At 68.4% G+C, this 17,260-nt stretch carries 21 protein-coding genes; 11 read left to right on the forward strand and 10 right to left on the reverse strand.

The features are described 5' to 3' along the window. Positions 1 to 108 precede the first annotated feature (108 nt). Positions 109 to 678 carry a tyrosine-type recombinase/integrase gene (locus NCC78_RS32435; protein ID WP_372495079.1) on the forward strand — a complete coding sequence of 190 codons (570 nt, stop codon included), beginning with the start codon at positions 109 to 111 and terminating at the stop codon, positions 676 to 678. A 40-nt stretch (positions 679 to 718) separates the two neighbouring features. Here the strand turns inward: NCC78_RS32435 and NCC78_RS07070 are convergent, their stop codons facing one another. Next, entirely contained in the window at positions 719 to 1,510 is a 792-nt protein-coding gene (locus NCC78_RS07070; RefSeq protein ID WP_250792571.1) for a class I SAM-dependent methyltransferase, read from the reverse strand. 47 nt (positions 1,511 to 1,557) lie between these two features. Here NCC78_RS07070 and NCC78_RS07075 point away from each other — a divergent pair, with 47 nt between their 5' ends. Both NCC78_RS07075 and NCC78_RS07080 read left to right on the forward strand, forming a co-directional pair. Then, complete coding sequence (locus NCC78_RS07075) at positions 1,558 to 2,124, forward strand: helix-turn-helix domain-containing protein (protein ID WP_250792572.1); 567 nt, start codon at positions 1,558 to 1,560, stop codon at positions 2,122 to 2,124. Between the two features lie 344 nt (positions 2,125 to 2,468). Beyond that, the gene (locus tag NCC78_RS07080; RefSeq protein ID WP_284706264.1) at positions 2,469 to 3,881 is read left to right on the forward strand and encodes an NF041680 family putative transposase; all 1,413 of its coding nucleotides are present in this window, start codon (positions 2,469 to 2,471) and stop codon (positions 3,879 to 3,881) included. Between the two features lie 121 nt (positions 3,882 to 4,002). On the opposite strand, the gene NCC78_RS07085 is transcribed toward NCC78_RS07080, so the two are convergent. After that, positions 4,003 to 4,197: a hypothetical protein gene (locus tag NCC78_RS07085; protein ID WP_250792574.1), complete on the reverse strand. Its 195-nt coding sequence runs from the start codon at positions 4,195 to 4,197 to the stop codon at positions 4,003 to 4,005. Positions 4,198 to 4,791: 594 nt separating this feature from the next. Here NCC78_RS07085 and NCC78_RS07090 point away from each other — a divergent pair. Further along, positions 4,792 to 5,115 (forward strand): hypothetical protein, encoded by a 324-nt coding sequence (locus NCC78_RS07090; RefSeq protein ID WP_250792576.1) that lies wholly within the window; start codon positions 4,792 to 4,794, stop codon positions 5,113 to 5,115. 108 nt (positions 5,116 to 5,223) lie between these two features. On the opposite strand, the gene NCC78_RS07095 is transcribed toward NCC78_RS07090, so the two are convergent. The 3 genes from NCC78_RS07095 to NCC78_RS07105 form a co-directional block, all read right to left on the reverse strand. After that, on the reverse strand, positions 5,224 to 5,475 hold the full coding sequence (locus NCC78_RS07095) for a hypothetical protein (protein ID WP_250792578.1): 252 nt from the start codon (positions 5,473 to 5,475) through the stop codon (positions 5,224 to 5,226). An 872-nt stretch (positions 5,476 to 6,347) separates the two neighbouring features. After that, the gene (locus NCC78_RS07100) at positions 6,348 to 6,857 is read right to left on the reverse strand and encodes a hypothetical protein (RefSeq protein ID WP_250792580.1); all 510 of its coding nucleotides are present in this window, start codon (positions 6,855 to 6,857) and stop codon (positions 6,348 to 6,350) included. Between the two features lie 315 nt (positions 6,858 to 7,172). Continuing rightward, entirely contained in the window at positions 7,173 to 7,955 is a 783-nt protein-coding gene (locus NCC78_RS07105) for a transposase family protein (protein WP_250792582.1), read from the reverse strand. A 263-nt stretch (positions 7,956 to 8,218) separates the two neighbouring features. Here NCC78_RS07105 and NCC78_RS07110 point away from each other — a divergent pair, with 263 nt between their 5' ends. The 4 genes from NCC78_RS07110 to NCC78_RS07125 all read left to right on the forward strand — a co-directional run bounded on the left by NCC78_RS07110 (position 8,219) and on the right by NCC78_RS07125 (position 10,796). Next, on the forward strand, positions 8,219 to 8,596 hold the full coding sequence (locus NCC78_RS07110) for a hypothetical protein (protein WP_250792584.1): 378 nt from the start codon (positions 8,219 to 8,221) through the stop codon (positions 8,594 to 8,596). Between the two features lie 178 nt (positions 8,597 to 8,774). Next, positions 8,775 to 9,695: a WXG100 family type VII secretion target gene (locus NCC78_RS07115; RefSeq protein ID WP_250792586.1), complete on the forward strand. Its 921-nt coding sequence runs from the start codon at positions 8,775 to 8,777 to the stop codon at positions 9,693 to 9,695. Then, a complete protein-coding gene (locus NCC78_RS07120; protein WP_250792588.1) occupies positions 9,692 to 10,000 on the forward strand; it encodes a hypothetical protein in 309 nt (102 codons plus the stop codon). The genes NCC78_RS07115 and NCC78_RS07120 overlap by 4 nt, the downstream gene beginning before the upstream one ends. Before the next feature lie 457 nt (positions 10,001 to 10,457). Next, positions 10,458 to 10,796: a tyrosine-type recombinase/integrase gene (locus tag NCC78_RS07125; RefSeq protein WP_372495080.1), complete on the forward strand. Its 339-nt coding sequence runs from the start codon at positions 10,458 to 10,460 to the stop codon at positions 10,794 to 10,796. Positions 10,797 to 11,329: 533 nt separating this feature from the next. Here the strand turns inward: NCC78_RS07125 and NCC78_RS07130 are convergent. Then, entirely contained in the window at positions 11,330 to 11,635 is a 306-nt protein-coding gene (locus NCC78_RS07130) for a hypothetical protein (RefSeq protein WP_250792592.1), read from the reverse strand. A 504-nt stretch (positions 11,636 to 12,139) separates the two neighbouring features. Between NCC78_RS07130 and NCC78_RS07135 the strand changes: the two genes are divergently transcribed. After that, on the forward strand, positions 12,140 to 12,655 hold the full coding sequence (locus NCC78_RS07135) for an NUDIX domain-containing protein (RefSeq protein WP_284706262.1): 516 nt from the start codon (positions 12,140 to 12,142) through the stop codon (positions 12,653 to 12,655). Here the strand turns inward: NCC78_RS07135 and NCC78_RS07140 are convergent. Genes NCC78_RS07140 through NCC78_RS07155 form a run of 4 tightly spaced genes read right to left on the reverse strand, consistent with a single transcriptional unit; the run spans position 12,652 to position 15,436 of the window. Continuing rightward, positions 12,652 to 13,821 carry a hypothetical protein gene (locus NCC78_RS07140; protein ID WP_250792594.1) on the reverse strand — a complete coding sequence of 390 codons (1,170 nt, stop codon included), beginning with the start codon at positions 13,819 to 13,821 and terminating at the stop codon, positions 12,652 to 12,654. The genes NCC78_RS07135 and NCC78_RS07140 overlap by 4 nt on opposite strands. Continuing rightward, positions 13,818 to 14,333 carry a SigE family RNA polymerase sigma factor gene (locus NCC78_RS07145; RefSeq protein ID WP_250792596.1) on the reverse strand — a complete coding sequence of 172 codons (516 nt, stop codon included), beginning with the start codon at positions 14,331 to 14,333 and terminating at the stop codon, positions 13,818 to 13,820. Before NCC78_RS07145 ends, NCC78_RS07140 begins: the two co-directional genes overlap by 4 nt. After that, a complete protein-coding gene (locus NCC78_RS07150; protein WP_372495078.1) occupies positions 14,314 to 15,231 on the reverse strand; it encodes a hypothetical protein in 918 nt (305 codons plus the stop codon). The genes NCC78_RS07145 and NCC78_RS07150 overlap by 20 nt, the downstream gene beginning before the upstream one ends. Continuing rightward, positions 15,152 to 15,436: a DNA cytosine methyltransferase gene (locus NCC78_RS07155; RefSeq protein WP_284706263.1), complete on the reverse strand. Its 285-nt coding sequence runs from the start codon at positions 15,434 to 15,436 to the stop codon at positions 15,152 to 15,154. Before NCC78_RS07155 ends, NCC78_RS07150 begins: the two co-directional genes overlap by 80 nt. Between NCC78_RS07155 and NCC78_RS07160 the strand changes: the two genes are divergently transcribed. Both NCC78_RS07160 and NCC78_RS07165 read left to right on the forward strand, forming a co-directional pair. Continuing rightward, complete coding sequence (locus NCC78_RS07160; RefSeq protein ID WP_250792602.1) at positions 15,430 to 15,807, forward strand: ArsR/SmtB family transcription factor; 378 nt, start codon at positions 15,430 to 15,432, stop codon at positions 15,805 to 15,807. The two genes, NCC78_RS07155 and NCC78_RS07160, sit on opposite strands and share 7 nt — an antisense overlap. Before the next feature lie 370 nt (positions 15,808 to 16,177). After that, positions 16,178 to 16,903, forward strand: coding sequence for a hypothetical protein (locus NCC78_RS07165; RefSeq protein WP_250792604.1), 726 nt, complete (start codon positions 16,178 to 16,180; stop codon positions 16,901 to 16,903). Positions 16,904 to 17,260: the final 357 nt, after the last annotated feature.

Consider the following 17,260-nt stretch of genomic DNA (forward strand, 5'->3'; position numbering starts at 1 on the left):
TCGGCGCCCGACCGTTCAACTGGCGATACACCAAGAGAGACCTCGACGCCCTGCTCAAACGACTCGCCGCCCACGAGTTCCTACCCGCCGCCGCGTGACCCCCGACGAATTACCGACGAGAGGCACTTAGTGTTCACCACCGCCACCGGCCGCCACGTCGAACCACGCAACCTGAACACCGCCTTCAGCCGGTTGATCGTCCGGGCCGGTGTGCGGTCCATCCGCTCTCATGACCTGCGGCACACCTGCGCGACGCTGCTGCTGGCGGCAGGCGTGTCGCCACGAGTCGTCATGGACATCCTCGGCCACTCCCAGATCGCAGTGACCATGACATCTACGGGCACGTCATGCCGGCCATGCAGCAAGAGGCCGCAGGACACATGGACGCGGCGCTCACTGAGCCTGAGACGGGTGATGGCGTTGACGAGTGACACCGTTGCTGTCGCCGTTGCTGTCACTCGGTCTGAAACGACATCTGGGCACCCACCCCGAAGGGTGAATGCCCAGATGATTGCTGGTGCGCCGCCAGGGACTCGAACCCCGAACCCGCGGATCAAGAGGACCCTCGCTCGGCGGCGGCCATCGTGTGTGACCTGCTGCGGAGCCCCGTGCTGGTCTTGCTCCCCGTGCCGCTTTTGCATTGCCGTTGGGGTAGTACGGGGGTCAGGTACTCCTTGACACCCACGCAACGATCAGACCGACCCCGCAGGCGGCCTAGCTACGTGGGGCGACGGGCCAGCCAGACCGTACGCTCCGCGCGCACCGTGAAGTCGGTGCGGTGCGGAAGGTCGGCGGCCAGCTGCTCCAGGGCGGCCAGGTCCTCGGCCGGGAGGCGGTCCTCCAGGCCGTGGCGGATGCGGCCCAGCGAGATCTCCGCGTAGCGGCCGGTCGCGGCGGGCAGCGGCGGCCGCAGGACGAGGTCGAAGTGGCGCTCCGCCTCGACGGTGTAGCCCGCGCCGGCCAGCCGCTCGCCCCACGCCTCGCCCATGTGCAGGCCGTGTTCGAGGCGCTTGGCGGCGAGCAGGGCCTGGCACCGCTCCTCCAGCGCGGCGCCGGCCGGGTCGTCCAGGAAGCGCGGGAACGAGTCGAGTTCGACCACGGCGAACAGGCCGCCGGGGCGGGTCAGCTCGTACGCCCGGGCCAGCGCCGTGTCCGGGTCACCGATGTGGTGCAGGGACGCGGACGCCCAGATCAGGTCGGCCGGCTCGAGCTGCGGCCAGGGCTGGTCCAGATCCGCGCGTACGGTCCGGATCCGGTCCCCCAGGCCCTCCTCGTCCGCCTTGTGCCGCAGGTGCGCGAGCATCTCCTCGTCGACGTCGACGGCGGTGATCCGGGCGGCGGGCAGGTGGCGGGCCAGCGATCGGCTGCCGACGCCTGTGCCCGCGCCGAGGTCGACGATGTGCGGCCGGTCCGGCAGCTGTGCGCCGACCCAGCCGATCAGTTCCGCGTAATACTCGTGCAGGACGGCGGCGTCGAGTTCGAGCATCTCGCCCAGGTGCGTGTGTGCCATGCGCCGACCGTACGCCGGCCATGCGCCGATGGCATAAGGTCTTGCGTATGAAGCAAGACGGAGATCTGGACGCCCTCGTCCGGCAGCGCATCCGCGGATTGCGGACGGCCCGCGGGTGGTCGCTGGACGAGCTGGCGGCGCGCAGCTATCTGAGCCCGTCCACGCTAAGCCGAATCGAGACCGGCCACCGGCGCATCGCGCTCGACCAGCTCACCCCGATCGCCCGGGCGCTGGGCATCACGCTGGACCAGCTGGTCGAGGCGGGCGGGGACGACGACGTGGTGATCCGGCCACACCACGAGCCGGAGCGGGGCATCACCACGTGGCTGCTGTCCCAGGGCGACGCCGCGCCCCGGATGACGGTCGCCAAGCTGCGGATCACCCGGCCGATCCCGCGGGATCTGCGGGTGCACCCGGGGCGCGACTGGTTCACCGTGCTCTCCGGGACCGTGGTGTTGCAACTCGGCGAGCGGACCATCCGGGTCGAGGCGGGCGAGGCCGCCGAGTTCTCCACGATGGTGCCGCACGCGTTCGGCGCGGACCGCGGACCGGCCGAGGTGCTGTGCATCCTCGACCACGACGGCGAGCGCACCCACCTCGGCCCGGAGCGCTGACCCGGAGCATTGGCTTAGCTAACCCACCTCGTTCACAGCGTTCGGGAAGGCATCACCGTGACGGTTCCCCGAACGCCAGCCGCCCGCGCACTCGACCGATTCCTCGCGCCACCAGCGCAGCTCGGAATAGAAACAGCCACTCAGCTTGTTCTTTAACCTCGCCGTTCGTGGTTCGGCAGGGTCCTTTATGGACGTCGGCGCGTCCTGCTGGACGGAGGACGGCCACCGTCTGATGATCCTTCGGTTCCCTGCAAGGACGCGGAGATCAGGCGGTGGCCGTGGCCACGATTGTGGACTACCTGGGCGGTCTGGGGTTACCCGACACGCCCGCTGAGGCCGAGCCGGTGGCTGATCCGGCGGCGGTGCTGGCGGCCTTCCGGCAAGGTTTTTACCGGTGTTTGACCGGACGGGCGGATGCGTTGTTCGAGCTGACCGATGCGGTGTTGTGCGCCGACGGGCCGGTGACCAGCCTGGTCGGGCTGTCGCTTGCGGCGGAGCACCGGCGTGGTCACGGCGCCCTGTACGACGGGTTGAACAACGGCTGCATCGACCTGGCCCGGCTGCGGACCACCCTGGGCAGGCTCGCGCTGCCGCGGACCGCGGACGGTCGGATCGTCCTGGCGGTCGATGTCAGTAACTGGCTGCGCCCGGACGCCTCAACATCGGCGGACCGGCTGTTCTGCCATGTTTACGGCCGGGCGAAAGGTCAGGCCCAGATGATCCCTGGGTGGCCGTACTCGTTCGTCGCCGCGCTGGAGTCCGGGCGCACCTCGTGGACCGCGATCCTGGACGCGCAACGGCTCGGCCCGACCGACGACGCTACTGCCGTGACCGCGGCCCAGTTATGCGACGTCGTCAACCGTCTCATCGAGGCAGGGCACTGGCGCGACGGCGATCCCGAGATTCTGATCGTCGCTGATGCCGGATACGACATCACCCGGCTGGCGTTCGTGCTGGCCGACCTGCCCGTGCACCTGCTCGGCCGGATCCGATCGGACCGGGTGCTACGGCTACCGAAGCCGCTCCGGCTGCCGGGGACGAACGGCCGTCCGGCCAAGCACGGCCCTGAATTCCGCCTAGACGAGCCGGACAGCTGGCCGGCGCCGCAGCATCACACCACCACCGAGACGACCCGCTACGGCACCGCCCGCGCCTGCAGTTGGGACCGGCTGCACCCGCGGTTGACCCGCCGCACCTGTTGGATCGACCACGACGGTGACCTGCCGGTCATCGAGGGCACCCTGATCCGGCTGCAGGTCGATCACCTACCCGGTGACCGTGACCCCAAGCCGGTGTGGCTGTGGTGCTCGGCCGTCAGCGCCACCGCCACCGATGTGGACCGCTGGTGGCAGTCGTTCCTGCGCCGTTTCGACCTTGAGCACACGTTTCGGCTGTTCAAGCAGACCCTGGGCTGGGCCCGGCCGAAGATCCGCACTCCCGAGGCCGCTGACCGCTGGACGTGGCTGATCATCACCGCCCACACCCAGCTGCGTCTCGCCCGACCCCTCGCCGCGGACCTGCGCCGGCCGTGGGAGCGACCAGCAGCACCTGACCGGCTCACTCCCGCCCGGGTCCGGCGGGGGTTCCGAAACCTGCGCGCAAAGAGCGCCCAGCCAGCCGGTGCGCCGAAACCCGGCCGGCCCGGTCCCGGACGCCCACCCGGCTCACGAAACCGCCGGCCAGCAGCCCGCCACGACGTCGGGAAGACCGTCAAACGTGACCTGAGCATCACCGCACGTAAACAGCGCGCAGGTTAAAGAACAAGCTCAGCCACTGGCCTGGCAATGGGGCCAGTTGGGGTAGGGGTTCGGCGCGCCAGGCGAGTTGGAAGTCGTCGGGTGTGGGCCAGCGGACCGGACGGGTGGGATCGGCCGAGTTTCAGGTGAGGGACAGATCGTCGAAATTCTGGTGGTTGACCTTGACCTGGTCTGCGCCGAAGTCCAGCAGGATCGGGCAGTCGGCGAACCACTCGTCGGTGTCGAGATGCCCGAGTCCGTGGTTGCCCGCCCATTCCCGCCGGCTCGGCTGCTCGCCTGGCTGCGTTACGGGCGCGACCTCGCCGCTTGATCTCATGTCGAACCCAAGCCCACGCAGTCGAAATGCCGAACAAATGGCTGTAATACCACCAGTCGCTGCCGGCAGCACATCCCGGGCGGGCTGAGGCCTAACCTCAGGCAACCCATGTCCTGGTGCTCATCGTGGTCCGCGGCGTCCGGGGCCTGGCCGCTCGCCCTACTCAACGCCTGCCCTTCCACCGTCTAACCCGAGTACGGCAGCCGGCGCGCCCGGCTAACGACCCCCGTCCGGGGGAGCCTGGTCGGCGTTGTCGACCAGTGTCAGCAGGTGTCGTTCCCCGTCCTGCCCTCGGTGCCATGCCGGCTGTGATCATCGGCGTCGATCACGCATCACGGCATTCGCTGACTTTCTGCTGACTCGGCCGAGGCTGAGCCGATCAACTGCCGTAGCCTCGGGACCGGCGCGGCAAGAGCGCAACCCCAACGTGACACCGACCGCCCTCATGACGTCTCCGGCATGCGTCGTAGCGTTCCACGGCGGCGGTCACGTCCTCACCAGGACATGGAAGCAAGGGAGGCTGCGGGCACCGTAAACCGCTATTCTGCCGCGATGCAGGCGACGGCGCAGAGAGCAGCGGCTACCAACCGACGGGTGTGGACACTCGTGTGGGTACAGCTGCTCGTTCTTGCGGCTTACAGCTACGCGGTAGTCGCATACCTCATCACTGATGCTGACTACTTCCCCGAGCAGGCACCGCCCGCTTGGTCCTGGCCAGCAGTTGTTGCGGTCGGCGTGGGCTTCATCCCGGCCCTGCTCTGCCTGCTGGTGGCGTTGCCGTTGCTGGCTTCTGCCGACTTCCGGGCCGAGCAGCCCCGGTGGCGTTTGCTGGCCATGGTCACTGCCGCCAGCATCGCCATGCTGCTTGTCATGGCAACACCGCCCGGCTGGGAACTGCTCGACTGGTACGTCGGTTAGTACGGCGGGCTCCGCCCGCGGCGCTGGGCGATCATCGGCTGGCACTGGTCCTGGTCGTCCTCGTCGCAAACGCTTCCTGTCACCGCTGCTATCACGACAACCTACGCATTACGAGTCGGCTGCCCGGCGCTGGTTCGCCGCCTTGTCCTCGCGCCACACCTGGTGTTTGGGTCCGTCATCGTCCGTCGACGATCGCTGGTTCGGCTGCTCGCTTGGCTGCTCGACCTTCAGCCGCAGGTGATGCTCACTCAGCACGTCAATCGCCTCTGTCAGGCTGCAGCCGAACTGCTCGCGGATCAGTGCAAATGCTTGTATGTTGCGCCCGGCCCGAATCAGCTCGTCGAGGTTCTGGTTGTCCACCTGACCAGGATCCCCGACGCCTTACTGCCCGGAACAGCCATCGGCCGGCTGACGCCTCGCTTACAAGTTCTGGGCGCCTCGTCCGGCGGGGTCCGTGCGCATCCGCGACCTCGGGCAACTGTCCGCGCGAGTCCGCCTGCCGCTGGCCTCATCCCGGCTCGTTGCTGTCACCGTAGCTGTCGACAGCCGTTGCCGGACTCCACGCTGCAAGGGGGTGCGGCGGACTCGAATCCGGTAGCCGCTGGCAGGTGAGCACTCGCGGCTTGCAGGACGCCTTCGCAGGCCAGGGACAGATCGTGCCCCGGCTGGTGGCCGGAGAGGGAAACGCTGGCATCCTCTGGCACATGGTCGGCACCGAATGGCAGGGCGAGACCTGCCCCGGCTGCGGTGGCCCGCTGCGGCTACTGGGCCTCGTGTTATGTCACCGTGACGAAGATGATCAGAAAGTCTGCAAGACCCCGTTGCACTGTGAATCATGCGGCAGAACCTGGAGCCGTTGAGCCGACCGGCCGGAGCCACTTGCCGAGGAAACGACGCTGACGCCCGACACGCTCCGCGGATCCCGCAAGCGCCGCAAGCGACGGCGAACGGAGTGACCTCTTCGGTGTGAACGCGGGTACGACGCATCGTTGGATGTCAACCAACGTCGGCTTGCGCTGATGAGCAAGGCGTCGTTGCTGCCTCGCGTCGTTTCCTACCGCCCGTGGCTGGTGCTCTCGCTGCCTCCTGGCTGCCTCTGTCGCATGACAGCGTTCGAGTCCGCGGCTGCTGCCGCTCGGAGCACTGGGCGCCGTGTCAGCCGAAGCGTTGCGCTCCAACCGCCATGCAGCGGGAGGCCGGCGACCTCGCCGACGGTGGCCAGCGGGCCGGCCCTAGCCCTGACGACACGAATAGAGGCAGACGTGGTTGAGGTAGCTGGGCGGTTCCCGTCGAGGCTTACGACCGGCGGGCGTCGTACCTCCATGGGGCTGGTAGAACAACCATAGCTGGCGGTCTATCCACACGTTCCCGTCGCCGGAGTGGTGCACCTCGTGACCGGCGTGGCGCAACGCTGCGACAACATCGTCCGCCGGCCAACCGAACAGATCGACGTCATCGAAGGCCACGGCGACCGCGCCGGCCAAGTCGTCGGCGGAGCGGCCGACGGCCACCGTGTTAAGGGCGCCGGGCATTTCAGAAAATCCGAAAGTTATCGTGACGCCACCGACAGAAAGCGTCTTGGCTGAAACGGGCGTCTCTGCCCGGAAACCACACACGAACGCCTCCTGCACGTCGACGCTCGCCAGCGCCGCGACCACGTCGTGTTCCGCCGTGCCAAACGTAAGCTGGCACGCCAGCAGCGGCAGCCGCACGCCGGTCCCTGGTAGCAGGTGGATCTCCACCGAGGAAGAATCCCACTTTTGCCGTCGGTGCTGTGGCCACAAACGCTGCTGGCACCACCGGCCGCGCCTAGCCATCAGGTGGCTACTGAGAAGGCCCGGTCCGCGTGTCGATGGCCAAGGGGCGGGCAGACCTCAGGGATGCAAGTGAGGTCCGTCAGTTCCTTCGGAGGGTCTCCTCCGTCACGCAACGCTGCAACGTATGCCTTCGCCTGCTGCGGTCCGAGGGCCGAGGCGTGCTTGCGTAGGTGACGCATTGCGGCCACGGTTCCATCGGTCTGCAGGAGCGCCCGGACGGTTTCCATCAATGAGCCATTTTCATCCTGCGTAGCGGTTGGCTTCGACGTGGTGCAGGACGAGGATGGCCTGCACGATCGCGGTGGCGCGGCGTGGGCAGCAGCGCAGCTTGTGCAGGATTTTCCACGTCTTGAGCGTGGCGATGGCCCGTTCGCCGCGGGCTCGGATTCTCGCGTGCGCCCGGTTGACCGCCTTCTGCCGGCGCGACAGCTTCGGCCGGAAGCGGCGCCGCTTGAACGGCGTGCGCACGCTGCCCCGGGCACCCTGGTAGCCCTTGTCGGCGAAGGTCATCACGTCCGCGCTGGTCAGCGCGTCGATGATGCCGTGGATGCGGGCGGCGGTGAGGTCGTGCGCCGAGCCAGGCAGTGCCGGTGAGGCCCAGACGAGCCGGCCGGCGGCGTCGGCGATGACCTGCACGTTCACGCCATGGCGCTTGTGCTTGCCGGAGTAGTACGGCTTTTGCTCTGCCACGCGGTCGATCGGAATCAGCGTGCCGTCCAGGATCGCGTACGCCAGTTGCCGGATGCGCCGCATCGCCGTGGCCAGGTCCTCGGCGACCGCTGCGAGCAGCACGATCGCTTCCTGCACGTAGCGCCAGGCGGTGGCGACGCCGACGGCGAACCCGGCGGCGAGGCGGGTGTAGGTGTCGCCGTTGCGCAGGTGGGCCAGGGCGAGCAGCGCCTGCCGGCCCGGGTCGAGGCGCCGCCACCGTGATCGATGCTGGCTGCGGTGCGCTCGGATGAGGTCAGCGAGGTGGTTCAGGGTGCGGCTGGACAGCGAGATCGTGGAGGGGTAAGACAGCACAGGCGAGGCTCCCGGTCGGGGCATCGGATCTTGGTCGACTGCTGTCCTACCTGGAGCCTCGCCCTTATCGATCTCCGGGCTCGCCGCACCCGCCCTGAGCTGCAAGATCAGCTTGAAAAGGCTCACTGTTGAACAGGTGCGGCCTTCCGCCGGATGCTGCCCGAAACTGACCTGGACCGGCGCTCTTGCTGCTTCCCTGCTTCCCTTGCGAGCGATGGATTGGGGACAGCCTGGATCGGCGGGTGGTTGCTATCGTCGCTGGCATGGTCGCAGGGAGTAACAAGAGCCGGCGGAAGCTCCGCAAGTCGATGTCCCCGGAGGAGCGGGCGCAGGCGGAGCGGGACGTCCGTGGCGCGGTCTACGACTTCCAGGACACCGCCTACGCCAACCTGCGAACAGCCATCGCCAACGTTGCCATCTTCTTCGGCTTCGTCGGCGTGTTCGCCACGGTTGTCGGTGCAGCCGCCGGGCTGCGTCTGATCCCGATGGCTGTTCTCGTCCTGGCCGGGCTGGCCGGGATCGCCTATTACCCGGTCCGACACCAGCGCAAGCTGGCGGTCAGGCTCCTGGTGGTATCAAGTGCGCTCGTGGTGGTCGGACTGGCTGGCCTCGTCCTCGTTGCCACGGTGCTCGAACGGTGAGCTTCTCGGTCGAGCCCACGGCCCTGGTCAGCTACGCCCGACAACTGGACCGTGCGAGCGGCGACTCCTCCGCGATCGCGGCTACATCAGCACCCACTCCACGGAGGCCACCGGCGGGGAACTGATCGCCATTGCCGCCGACGGGCACCGGCACGCCGCCACCGTCATTGCCGACACGATGAAGCGGCTGACCACTCTGCTCGATGTGTCCGGACCGGAGTTGAACGCTGCCGCCGCCTACTACCGGCAGACCGATCTCACAGCCGCGGCAAGCCTTGATCGCACGCTGTCCGGTGCCACTCCGTGCCAAACGCCGACAGCGCTGGAACAAGAGCTGACGACGCTCGTCTGTCCCCCGCCACCCTTCACCGACCTGCGCGATGTCACCGGCAGTCTCACGCCGCCGCCGGAGCCCGACTCGCCCCCGAACTCCCTCGGCTGGATGGACTACATCAGCCCCACGTCCTGGGCCATGAAGGGCTTCGACATCGTCTTCGGCTTCGACCCCATCTCCTGGCTCCAAGAGCGCCTCTTCGGCAACTGGGAAACGCTCGCCACCATGCAGCCCGTCCTCGCCAACGCCGGTACCGCGCTACACGACCTGGCCCTCAACACCCAGACCGGCGCGGCCACCCTCCGGCAAGTGTGGCAGGGACAGGCAGGAGACGCGGCCTTCAGCTACTTCACGCAGCTCTCCAGCGCGACTGGCGCACTACGGGGACCACTCAACGACATCGGCAACGAGTACAAGACCATGGCCGAATCCGTGTGGTCCATCAACGAAGCTCTCGGCGGCGTCATCAAAGGCCTCATCGACGCCGCCATCATCGCCGGCATCGCCGCCGCTGCGGGTACGGCCACCTCCGCAACTGGCGTTGGCGCTGTCGTCGGCTACGGCGTCGCCGCCGGCGAAATCGCCTACATGCTCAAGCTGTGGAGCCAGGCCACCCAGTTCTACCAACAAGCAAGCGCCGCCGTCCTCGCGTTCCGCTCCGCACTCACGCACAGGCTCGGCGACCTCGAAACCGTCAAGCTGCCCGCGCTGCCCGGCAGCAACGGGTATGACCACCCCTTGGCAACGGTCGGAGCCACACGATGAGCGACCTCGCCGACATCGCCGGCGACGATCCCCGCCGCCTCCGTGCGCTGCGCGAAAGCCTCGACCGGCTCGCCGACAGCCCGCAATCCGAACTCCGCGAGATGGCACGCGCCGTCCTCAACGGTGAGATCACGCTGCGGACCGCCACGCTGGGCAGCGCCTACGGTCCCGCCCTCGGCGACGCCTTCGACGGCTTTTGGACGCACTACAGCCAGCTCACCCCTGACGAACGCCGCGAACTTGAAGCCAGCGCCCACACCGACTTCCAGGCCAGCGAGCAACGTCCAGGCACCTCGTGGCCGTAACGTCCTCCTCCCAAGCTGCGGACATCTCGCTTACAAGCTCTGTGCACCGCATCCGCACGCGTCCGGCAACGGCTGCACCCTCGGAGCTTGGTCCGCGGCAGCGCTCGTCAGTGTGCTCCCGTCTGGCGACGTTGCTAATGACAGCTACCAGGTCGGTTCGGCAGACTCTGGTCCGGTATCCGCTGGCGGGTGAGCACTTCCCGTTGCAGGACGCATCGCAGTCCTATTGACAGATCGTGCCCCTGCCGGTGGTCGGGAGACGGAATCGCTGATGGGATGCCGTGCCCGCCGTGCGTCGGTGTGAGCACTTGATCCTTAGCTCGAGGCGGTTTTCCCGAGCGCTGCCAGATAGGCCGCTCGACTGTGGACCGGCGGGAGGGATGACGTGCTGTTCGTGGGAGACGACTGGGCCGAGGACCATCACGACGTCGAGATACAGGACGAGGCGGGCCGGCGGCTGGGCAAGGCGAGACTTGAGCGGGCCGCCCAGAACGCTGAACGCAAGAGCGCCGGGAAGGACTGGAAGGACTCGGGGCTGGTCTTCACCACCGGCATTGGGACTCCGATCGAGCCGCGCAACCTCAACCGTCACTTTGAGCGGCTCCTGGATCGAGCAGGGCTCCGCCGGATCCGGTTCCATGATCTACGGCACTCCTGCGCCACACTTCTGTACGAGCAGGGCGTGCCCATTGAGAAGATCCAGGACATCCTCGGCCATAGCTCCCCGACCATCACCAAGCTGATCCTACGTAGAGGTCACCCGGCAGTCCCAGCGGTCGTCGGTCGACAAGCTTAGCTTTCTCTTCGACGCCTGACGTTGGGGTCAAGCAAAGGGGTCAGGCCCGGTCCAGGAGGACCGGGCCTGATGTGTTAATGCTGGTGCGCCGCCAGGGACTCGAACCCTGAACCCGCGGATTAAGAGAAGATCGCGGATGCCGGGTCAGAGGGGCGGGTGCCTGCTCGCACGGTCGGGACGTGTCGGCTGCTGTCGTTCTCGGGGACTCGCTGGGCTGTACCGCTGGCTGTACAGCCATGCACCGTCGACCTTCTGATCCGTAGATTCCCAAGACCACTCCGCAGCCGTTCGGCAACGTCCGCGTCGCCCTGGTCGCCGCGCACCCGGCAGCCGGATCGGTTCGGCCTCGTCCGGCTCCGTTCGCCCCGGTGGCTCCCAACCCTGGCTCCAGACTGTCAGCTTAGGAATCGCACAAGATCGGCTTGGAAGGTGGCGTTACGGCCGCTCGGCGCTCTCTCGGGTGGCCTGGATTGGCCCCGGGTGACACAACCTTGTGGCCCGTGGATAGCCCGACCGATCCTGTGATCCATCGCCTAGGTTCCGGCATCGACGCTTCGTGTGGCAACCAAGACCAAGCGGATCAAGCCGTGAATGACTACGTTGAACACCGCCGGCCCAAGCGCCAGTACCAGCCACATGCTTTTGGTGAGAGGATCGTCTGCGTTAAAGAAGGCAGCCGACCAGGGCAGCCCAAGCGCGAGTAGCGGAAGGCCAGGCAGCATGAGGCCGACAGCCACGGTCGGGCCGTCGGCGCTGGCATCCATAGCAAGGAAAGCGGCCACAAGGACGAGCACTATCGCGGCATGGGCGAGCAGGACCCGCGATCCGAGTGATTTCACGACCGCACCGTAACCCTGCCTGCCGGAGGGCTGCGTGAGCACAGACACTCAAGGCTTCCTACCGCGCACGCGCCCGCTCGGCTTGACGGCTGGCGTGACCTATGCATTACGAGATCAAGATGGGCGATCCGGCGACCTGCGCAAGCGTGCTTCTACCAGCGAAAACACCTCTCGGCATTCCTCACCACTCTCCCACCGTCCGTGGACGTCTTACGGACTAGATGCGGACCGCCCGCCCCGTTGCACGTTCATGCCGGGCCGATCCTGGTGGCCGTTGCTGGCCGATCGCGCTCAATCGGCCCGGATCCCGGCTTACCGCCTGACAGCGGACACGGGAATTTCCTCGTGGACGGACACGACAGTCGGGCCTTGATGGCAGTCACCGACCGTGATGAGGTGGGCCCGAGATCCCGGGCCGGGCAATGTCGCACTCTCGCGCTAGGTTCCGGCCCATGAGTCGTGATGAGTTGCAGCGGCAGTCGCTCGAGGCCGCATTGGGCGACGTTGACAGCAATCGTCGAATTCGAGGGCGTCGCCGGCTGGCTGGCCGCCGTCGGTAGCAGTCCGGTCGACCCGCTGGGGGCTGAGGTCTGGGTGTTCGACACGAATCTGACCCAGGTGCTGTTGGTGTGCCATCCGTGGCGGGGCTGGGTTCCGCCCGGAGGGAGAGTCGAACCCGGGGAGACACCTCGTGAGGCAGCCCGCCGTGAGTTGTTTGAAGAGACGGGTGTCGTGGCCGAGCTCCTCACCCGGCCGGCCGCTGTCTGCGTCCGCTCATACCATCCCGATCATCCGGCGACACTGGGACTGTCGTATGCCGCGATTGTCGACCGGGCTGTTCCGCTGGTGGCCGAGCCCGGCCAGCCCGTCGCCTGGATGAACCTGGATCACCAGTGGGAAAGCTGCTTCTCCGACGACCCATCCCGCATTCGTCGGCATGCGCAGTGGCTGGCCCGCATTGCCCGATCTCAGCGGCGTACCCGGGTCCGCGATGCATGGGCCGGGGCGCGCGACCTTTAGCGGCGGCAGCGCCACACGAGCGGCCGGTGCGCCTGGTTCTCGTAGACGGCACCGACCACGGTCAGCCCGTCGTCGCTGATCCCGTTGGCCGTGTACGTGCCCGCCTCGGTCGCCCGGACCTCGGGCCGGCCGGGCAACCGGCGGGACGTGCCGTCCGGGGCGACGACCAGCGGCGCGCCGTCGCCGACCAGCACGTCGCCGTTGCCGGCGATCCCGGCCACCCCCGGGAATGGCAACAGGCTCACCGCCCCGGTCGTGAGATTCCACCGTACCGGCAGCATCTGCACGGCGCCGCCCTGCTGGACGCCGGGAACCATGCCGATCGCCCATTCGCCGTGCGCCGAATCGACCGAGGCGCGCGGGTAGCCGTCGGGCACCGCCAGCGCCGCCCCGGTGCCCTGCGACGTCCACCGGTAGGGCCGTTGGCCCATCGCGCCGACGACCGTGCCGTCCTCGGTGATCCCGGTCGCGGCGGAACCGGGCTGGCCGACCAGCCGGTACTCCTGCGGGCGGTCCGCCGACCACAGCACGGCGTGGTGCGATTCGCCGGCTCCGCTGGCGGTGCCGGCGATGTCGCCCCGGCCGTTGACCGCGTGCACGAGGACCGCATGGTAGCCGGGCGGGGTGGCCAGGAAGCGCAGCTTCCCGTCCCGGTAGACCCAGCCGGTGCCATCGCCGTTGGTGCCGACCACGTCGCCGCCAGCGTTGACCGCGGCCGCGTGCCGCGCGCCGGCCGGCAGGACGTCTGCCTGGCCGTCGGTCCACAGCACGACCCGCCCGTTCTCCTGCCCGGTGCCGATGTCGCCGACGATGTACCGGCCTGTGGGGTCAACGTTGTACGCCACCGCGACCGGACCGTCGATCGGCTGCGGCAACCACGACGCCGCGCAGGTGACCGGCGAGCCCGGGGCGGTCGACACGGTCCCGGCCGGTGACGCCGCGAGGGCTGGCGTGGCCGGAGCCGGCCGGCCGGCGGCCCCGCCGAGTTGGACGGCGCCCACGACGCCGAGCGCAGCCACTACCGTCACCGCAGCGATCCCGCCGACGCGGCGGCGCTGGCGGCGGCGCCGGCCGTCGCGGACCGCGCGGCCCACGTCAACCCGCGGCTCGGGAACCGGCGCCGATTGGAGCAGTGCGACGATCCGCTGGTCATCCGACATCGTCATCTCAGATTCCTCCCAGCCATCTCGGTGAGGCCGAGCACTTGGCGGACCGCCACCAGCGCCCGAGCCGTCTGCGACTTCACGTTGCCTTCGGAGCAGCCCATCGCGGCGGCCGTTTCGGTCAGCGACAGGTCGCACAGGAACCGCAGGACCAGTGCGGTGCGCTGGCCGCGGGCGAGGTGGGCGAGCGCGGCGAGCAAGCTGTCCCGCTCGGCCAGCTCGTCGTGCGGCGTGACCGGCGGGCGCTCTGGCTCCGGCATCCACCCCAGCAGCCGGACCTCTGCCCAGCTCAACCGCTTCTCGTCGACGAGCTTGTGGACCAGCATCCGGTGCACGTACGCATCGACGTTGTCGGCCCGACTGACCCGGCGCCAGTTCACGTACAGCGCCGTAATCGTCCGCTGCACCACGTCGTCGGCCAAGTGGGCGTCGCCGCACATCAGAAACGCGGTCCGATGCAGGATCGGCAGTCGCGCGGAGACGTACTCCACGAACTCACCCTCGGCATCCACCATGGGGCTCCCTCCTCCGCAAGCTCGACGGGTCCGGACGACCGTCAGGTTGCGTCGACGCCCAAGTTCGGCGGGGTGCCAGATCAGCGCCGTGGCCGTCCTGGAGTCCCATCAGCCATTCCACGAATGGTGGGGCGAGGACGGGCTTGCCGTGCCGGCCGGCTTGCGTCGGCTCGGGCGCGGACCGGCCGAGCAGTAGCTCCCACCGGGCCACTGCGGCGGCGTAGACGCCCCACCTGTCCTCGTCGAGCCGCCCCAGCCTGTCGGACAGGGCGGCGACGGTGGTGTGCAGGTCGGCCCCGCCGTCGCCGTGCTGGCCGGGTCCGCGCCCGTCGGAGGCGCGTGGCGTGGGCAGGGTCCGGGCGGGGACCCGGACTGCCGCGGAGGGCAGGGTGAGGTCGCCGTGGGAACCTCGCTGTCCGGGGCAGCCCTTTTCCCCGTCGGTGGCCCGCGGGGTGGGTAGGAGCACCTGCGACAGCGGGGGCCGGAACCCGTCGCCGGCTCGCCGGCCGGGGGTGCCGGTGTCGCTGGCTCGCGGGGTGGGCAGAAGCCGAGCCGCGCCGGTCAGCGTCCGGCTGTCGTGCGCGATTGGTGTGAAGCGTCCGGCGGTGGCGCTGGCCGACGACCGGCTGTCCGCGACACTGGGTGTGGGCAGCAGCTGTCCGGCGATGCCGCGGAGGTTGCGTTGGCTTGCCGCCACGGCCGATGGGGAGGGGGTTGGCCCGCTTGCCGCGGTCGTGGGGGTGGGCAGCAGTCCGTGTGTGGAGCCGGTGGGTTCGATGAGGTCGGGCAGGCCGTATTGGTGGCCGGGGCCTTTGCCGTCACGGGCGCACGGTGTCGGCAACGTCCGCACGCCATTGATGGTGTTCGCGGGGAGCGGCCAGCAGGAACAACCGGTCACGGCGGTGGGCGGCGCCGATGTCGGATGCGCGTAGGCACAGCCAGCTCGTGTCGTACCCGAGCGAGGCCAGGTCGGCTTCGACGACGTCGAGTCCGCGTCGGAGGAGGGCGGCCACGTTCTCCACGAAGACGACCGGCGGTCGAAGTACGCGAACGGCGTGGGCGACGCAGGTCCAGACGCTGGAGTGCTGATGGAAGGATGGCATATGTGGGAAATGCCTCGGCCGAAATGACCATGCCTCAGATCTCGCCGCTCGTCGGCGAGCCGATCAAACGTGCCGATGCCGAGCGTCTCGCGGGGGTCCTCAAGGCCCTCGCCGATCCCGCTCGGCTGCGGCTGCTCAGCCTGATCCAGTCGGTCCCCGAGGGCGAGGCGTCCGTCTCTGACCTGACCGCGCCGCTCGGCCTCTCCCAGCCGACGGTCAGTCACCACCTGCGTATCCTCACCGAGGCCGGCTTGCTGGAGCGGGAGAAGCGCGGTGTCTGGGCGTACTACCGGCTGGTGCCGAGCGCGATCGCGACGATCGCGGATCTGCTGACCCCGCCACGAAAGCGATCAGCGCGGAGAACCCGCTGACGCGCGAGCCAGATTCGCGCCGGTTCAACTGATCCATTGCATCCCGGCGGTGCCGTCGATCTGCCACGTCATACCGTGGCGGCTCACCCGGTAGGTCAGCCCCTGCCCGCTACGGCCGCTCTCGATCACGGCGAGCGGGACCTCGGCCCGGTCGCCGTCGATGCTGATCCGGCCCCGAGGGTGACCAGGACCCCGCCGTCGATGACGTTCAAATTCTCGTCGGTGACGGTGATGGGTTGAAATAACAGCTCAGGAGGCCTGCGGTACTTTCTTCATCAACACCGATCGGTGAACAGGTGGGGTTCCTGCCGCGTTGCCGGACGTCTGACATTGGGCGACAATCGGCATCCACATTGGAGGTCATATTTCGATGAGTTCCTACACCATCACAATCGCCGCAGACGATCCCAGTCAAGCGACCACAACCCTAAAGGTCGAGGTGAGTGACACCAGTCCGCGCATCACCGAACTGGTGGTACGCGCTGGCCAGGGGGACGGGCTGACCGCTGGTCAGATCCCCGCTGTCGACCTGGACCTGCTCTTGAGGGCGATCGCGCCCGCCGCCAGCGGGCGGCAGCAGATAGCTACGCCGCCGATTGCCGGATCCGACGAGGTGCCCGCAGCCGGCGGTGTGTCCGTTGACGACGGTGAGCCCGCCGCCGAAGCGACGGCGGTCCAGGCCACCGCGCCTACAGCGGCTGCGGATGAGCCGGCGACGACTAACCCTGAGGGTGCTGGCGCGGTTGACGTCGTGGTGCCCAAGCAGGCGTCACCGGCGACCAAGGCAAGAGAGGCGAAGAAGGCCGTCCGGGCGTCGGGCAATGGCGCTACCCGCAGCCGAGCGGGCAGGGGGAAGACCGCAGCGAGCGCCAGGGCCACGACTACTGCGGGGAAGGCCATGAAGCGGTCCGCGGAAGGCGGATCCTCCGCAGGTGAGGGGCGGGTGTACCGGCGATCACCGGCCGATCTCGAAGAGGTCTACCAGCAAGCCGGGAGTGTGGCTGCCGTCGCGGACCACTACGACGTGCCGCGGCATACCGCCCAGGGGTGGATCCGCACGCTGCGTCGCCGGCAAGCCGGGCCAGTTCCTGAGTAGGGGAACCTGGAACCGGGTCGGAACGGGCCAACAGGGGTGGCGCTTCAAGGCGGGATAGAACGTGACGGCGGGGGTCGCCGTCCGGCGACGTCCCCACCAGCTCCCGTATCGCGCTTCTGCACCATTGGTATGGCAGTACTCCGGCTGGCGACAGGTCGAGGACCCGGTCGGGATGAGCGTCGAACAGGTCGGTCGTGTCCGCAAACGCATCGAACGCAGTGTCTGCGCGTAGCTCGCCGAAGTCCACGTTGCCAGAGCCAGAGCCTGATGTCAGTCCCCCGGAATCGTCGCCTCCACGCTATCCGGGGAACCTCACGGGCGACGCGAGAGAGGGTGGGTGGCAATGTCACAGCAGCG

The organism is Micromonospora phytophila (genome assembly GCF_023656545.1).
GTDB classification, from domain to species: domain Bacteria; phylum Actinomycetota; class Actinomycetes; order Mycobacteriales; family Micromonosporaceae; genus Micromonospora; species Micromonospora phytophila.

Excerpts from the sequence above, each read along its gene's own strand:
- NCC78_RS07110 (WP_250792584.1), top strand. The coding sequence starts at position 8,219 with ATGGTCGCAGGGAGTAACAAGAGCCGGCGGAAGCTCCGCAAGTCGATG.
- NCC78_RS07160 (WP_250792602.1), top strand. The coding sequence starts at position 15,430 with ATGGCATATGTGGGAAATGCCTCGGCCGAAATGACCATGCCTCAGATC.
- NCC78_RS07155 (WP_284706263.1), bottom strand. The coding sequence starts at position 15,436 with ATGCCATCCTTCCATCAGCACTCCAGCGTCTGGACCTGCGTCGCCCAC.
- NCC78_RS07070 (WP_250792571.1), bottom strand. The coding sequence starts at position 1,510 with ATGGCACACACGCACCTGGGCGAGATGCTCGAACTCGACGCCGCCGTC.
- NCC78_RS07145 (WP_250792596.1), bottom strand. The coding sequence starts at position 14,333 with ATGGTGGATGCCGAGGGTGAGTTCGTGGAGTACGTCTCCGCGCGACTG.
- NCC78_RS07140 (WP_250792594.1), bottom strand. The coding sequence starts at position 13,821 with ATGACGATGTCGGATGACCAGCGGATCGTCGCACTGCTCCAATCGGCG.
- NCC78_RS07075 (WP_250792572.1), top strand. The coding sequence starts at position 1,558 with ATGAAGCAAGACGGAGATCTGGACGCCCTCGTCCGGCAGCGCATCCGC.
- NCC78_RS07165 (WP_250792604.1), top strand. The coding sequence starts at position 16,178 with ATGAGTTCCTACACCATCACAATCGCCGCAGACGATCCCAGTCAAGCG.
- NCC78_RS07085 (WP_250792574.1), bottom strand. The coding sequence starts at position 4,197 with ATGAGATCAAGCGGCGAGGTCGCGCCCGTAACGCAGCCAGGCGAGCAG.
- NCC78_RS07115 (WP_250792586.1), top strand. The coding sequence starts at position 8,775 with ATGAAGCGGCTGACCACTCTGCTCGATGTGTCCGGACCGGAGTTGAAC.
- NCC78_RS07120 (WP_250792588.1), top strand. The coding sequence starts at position 9,692 with ATGAGCGACCTCGCCGACATCGCCGGCGACGATCCCCGCCGCCTCCGT.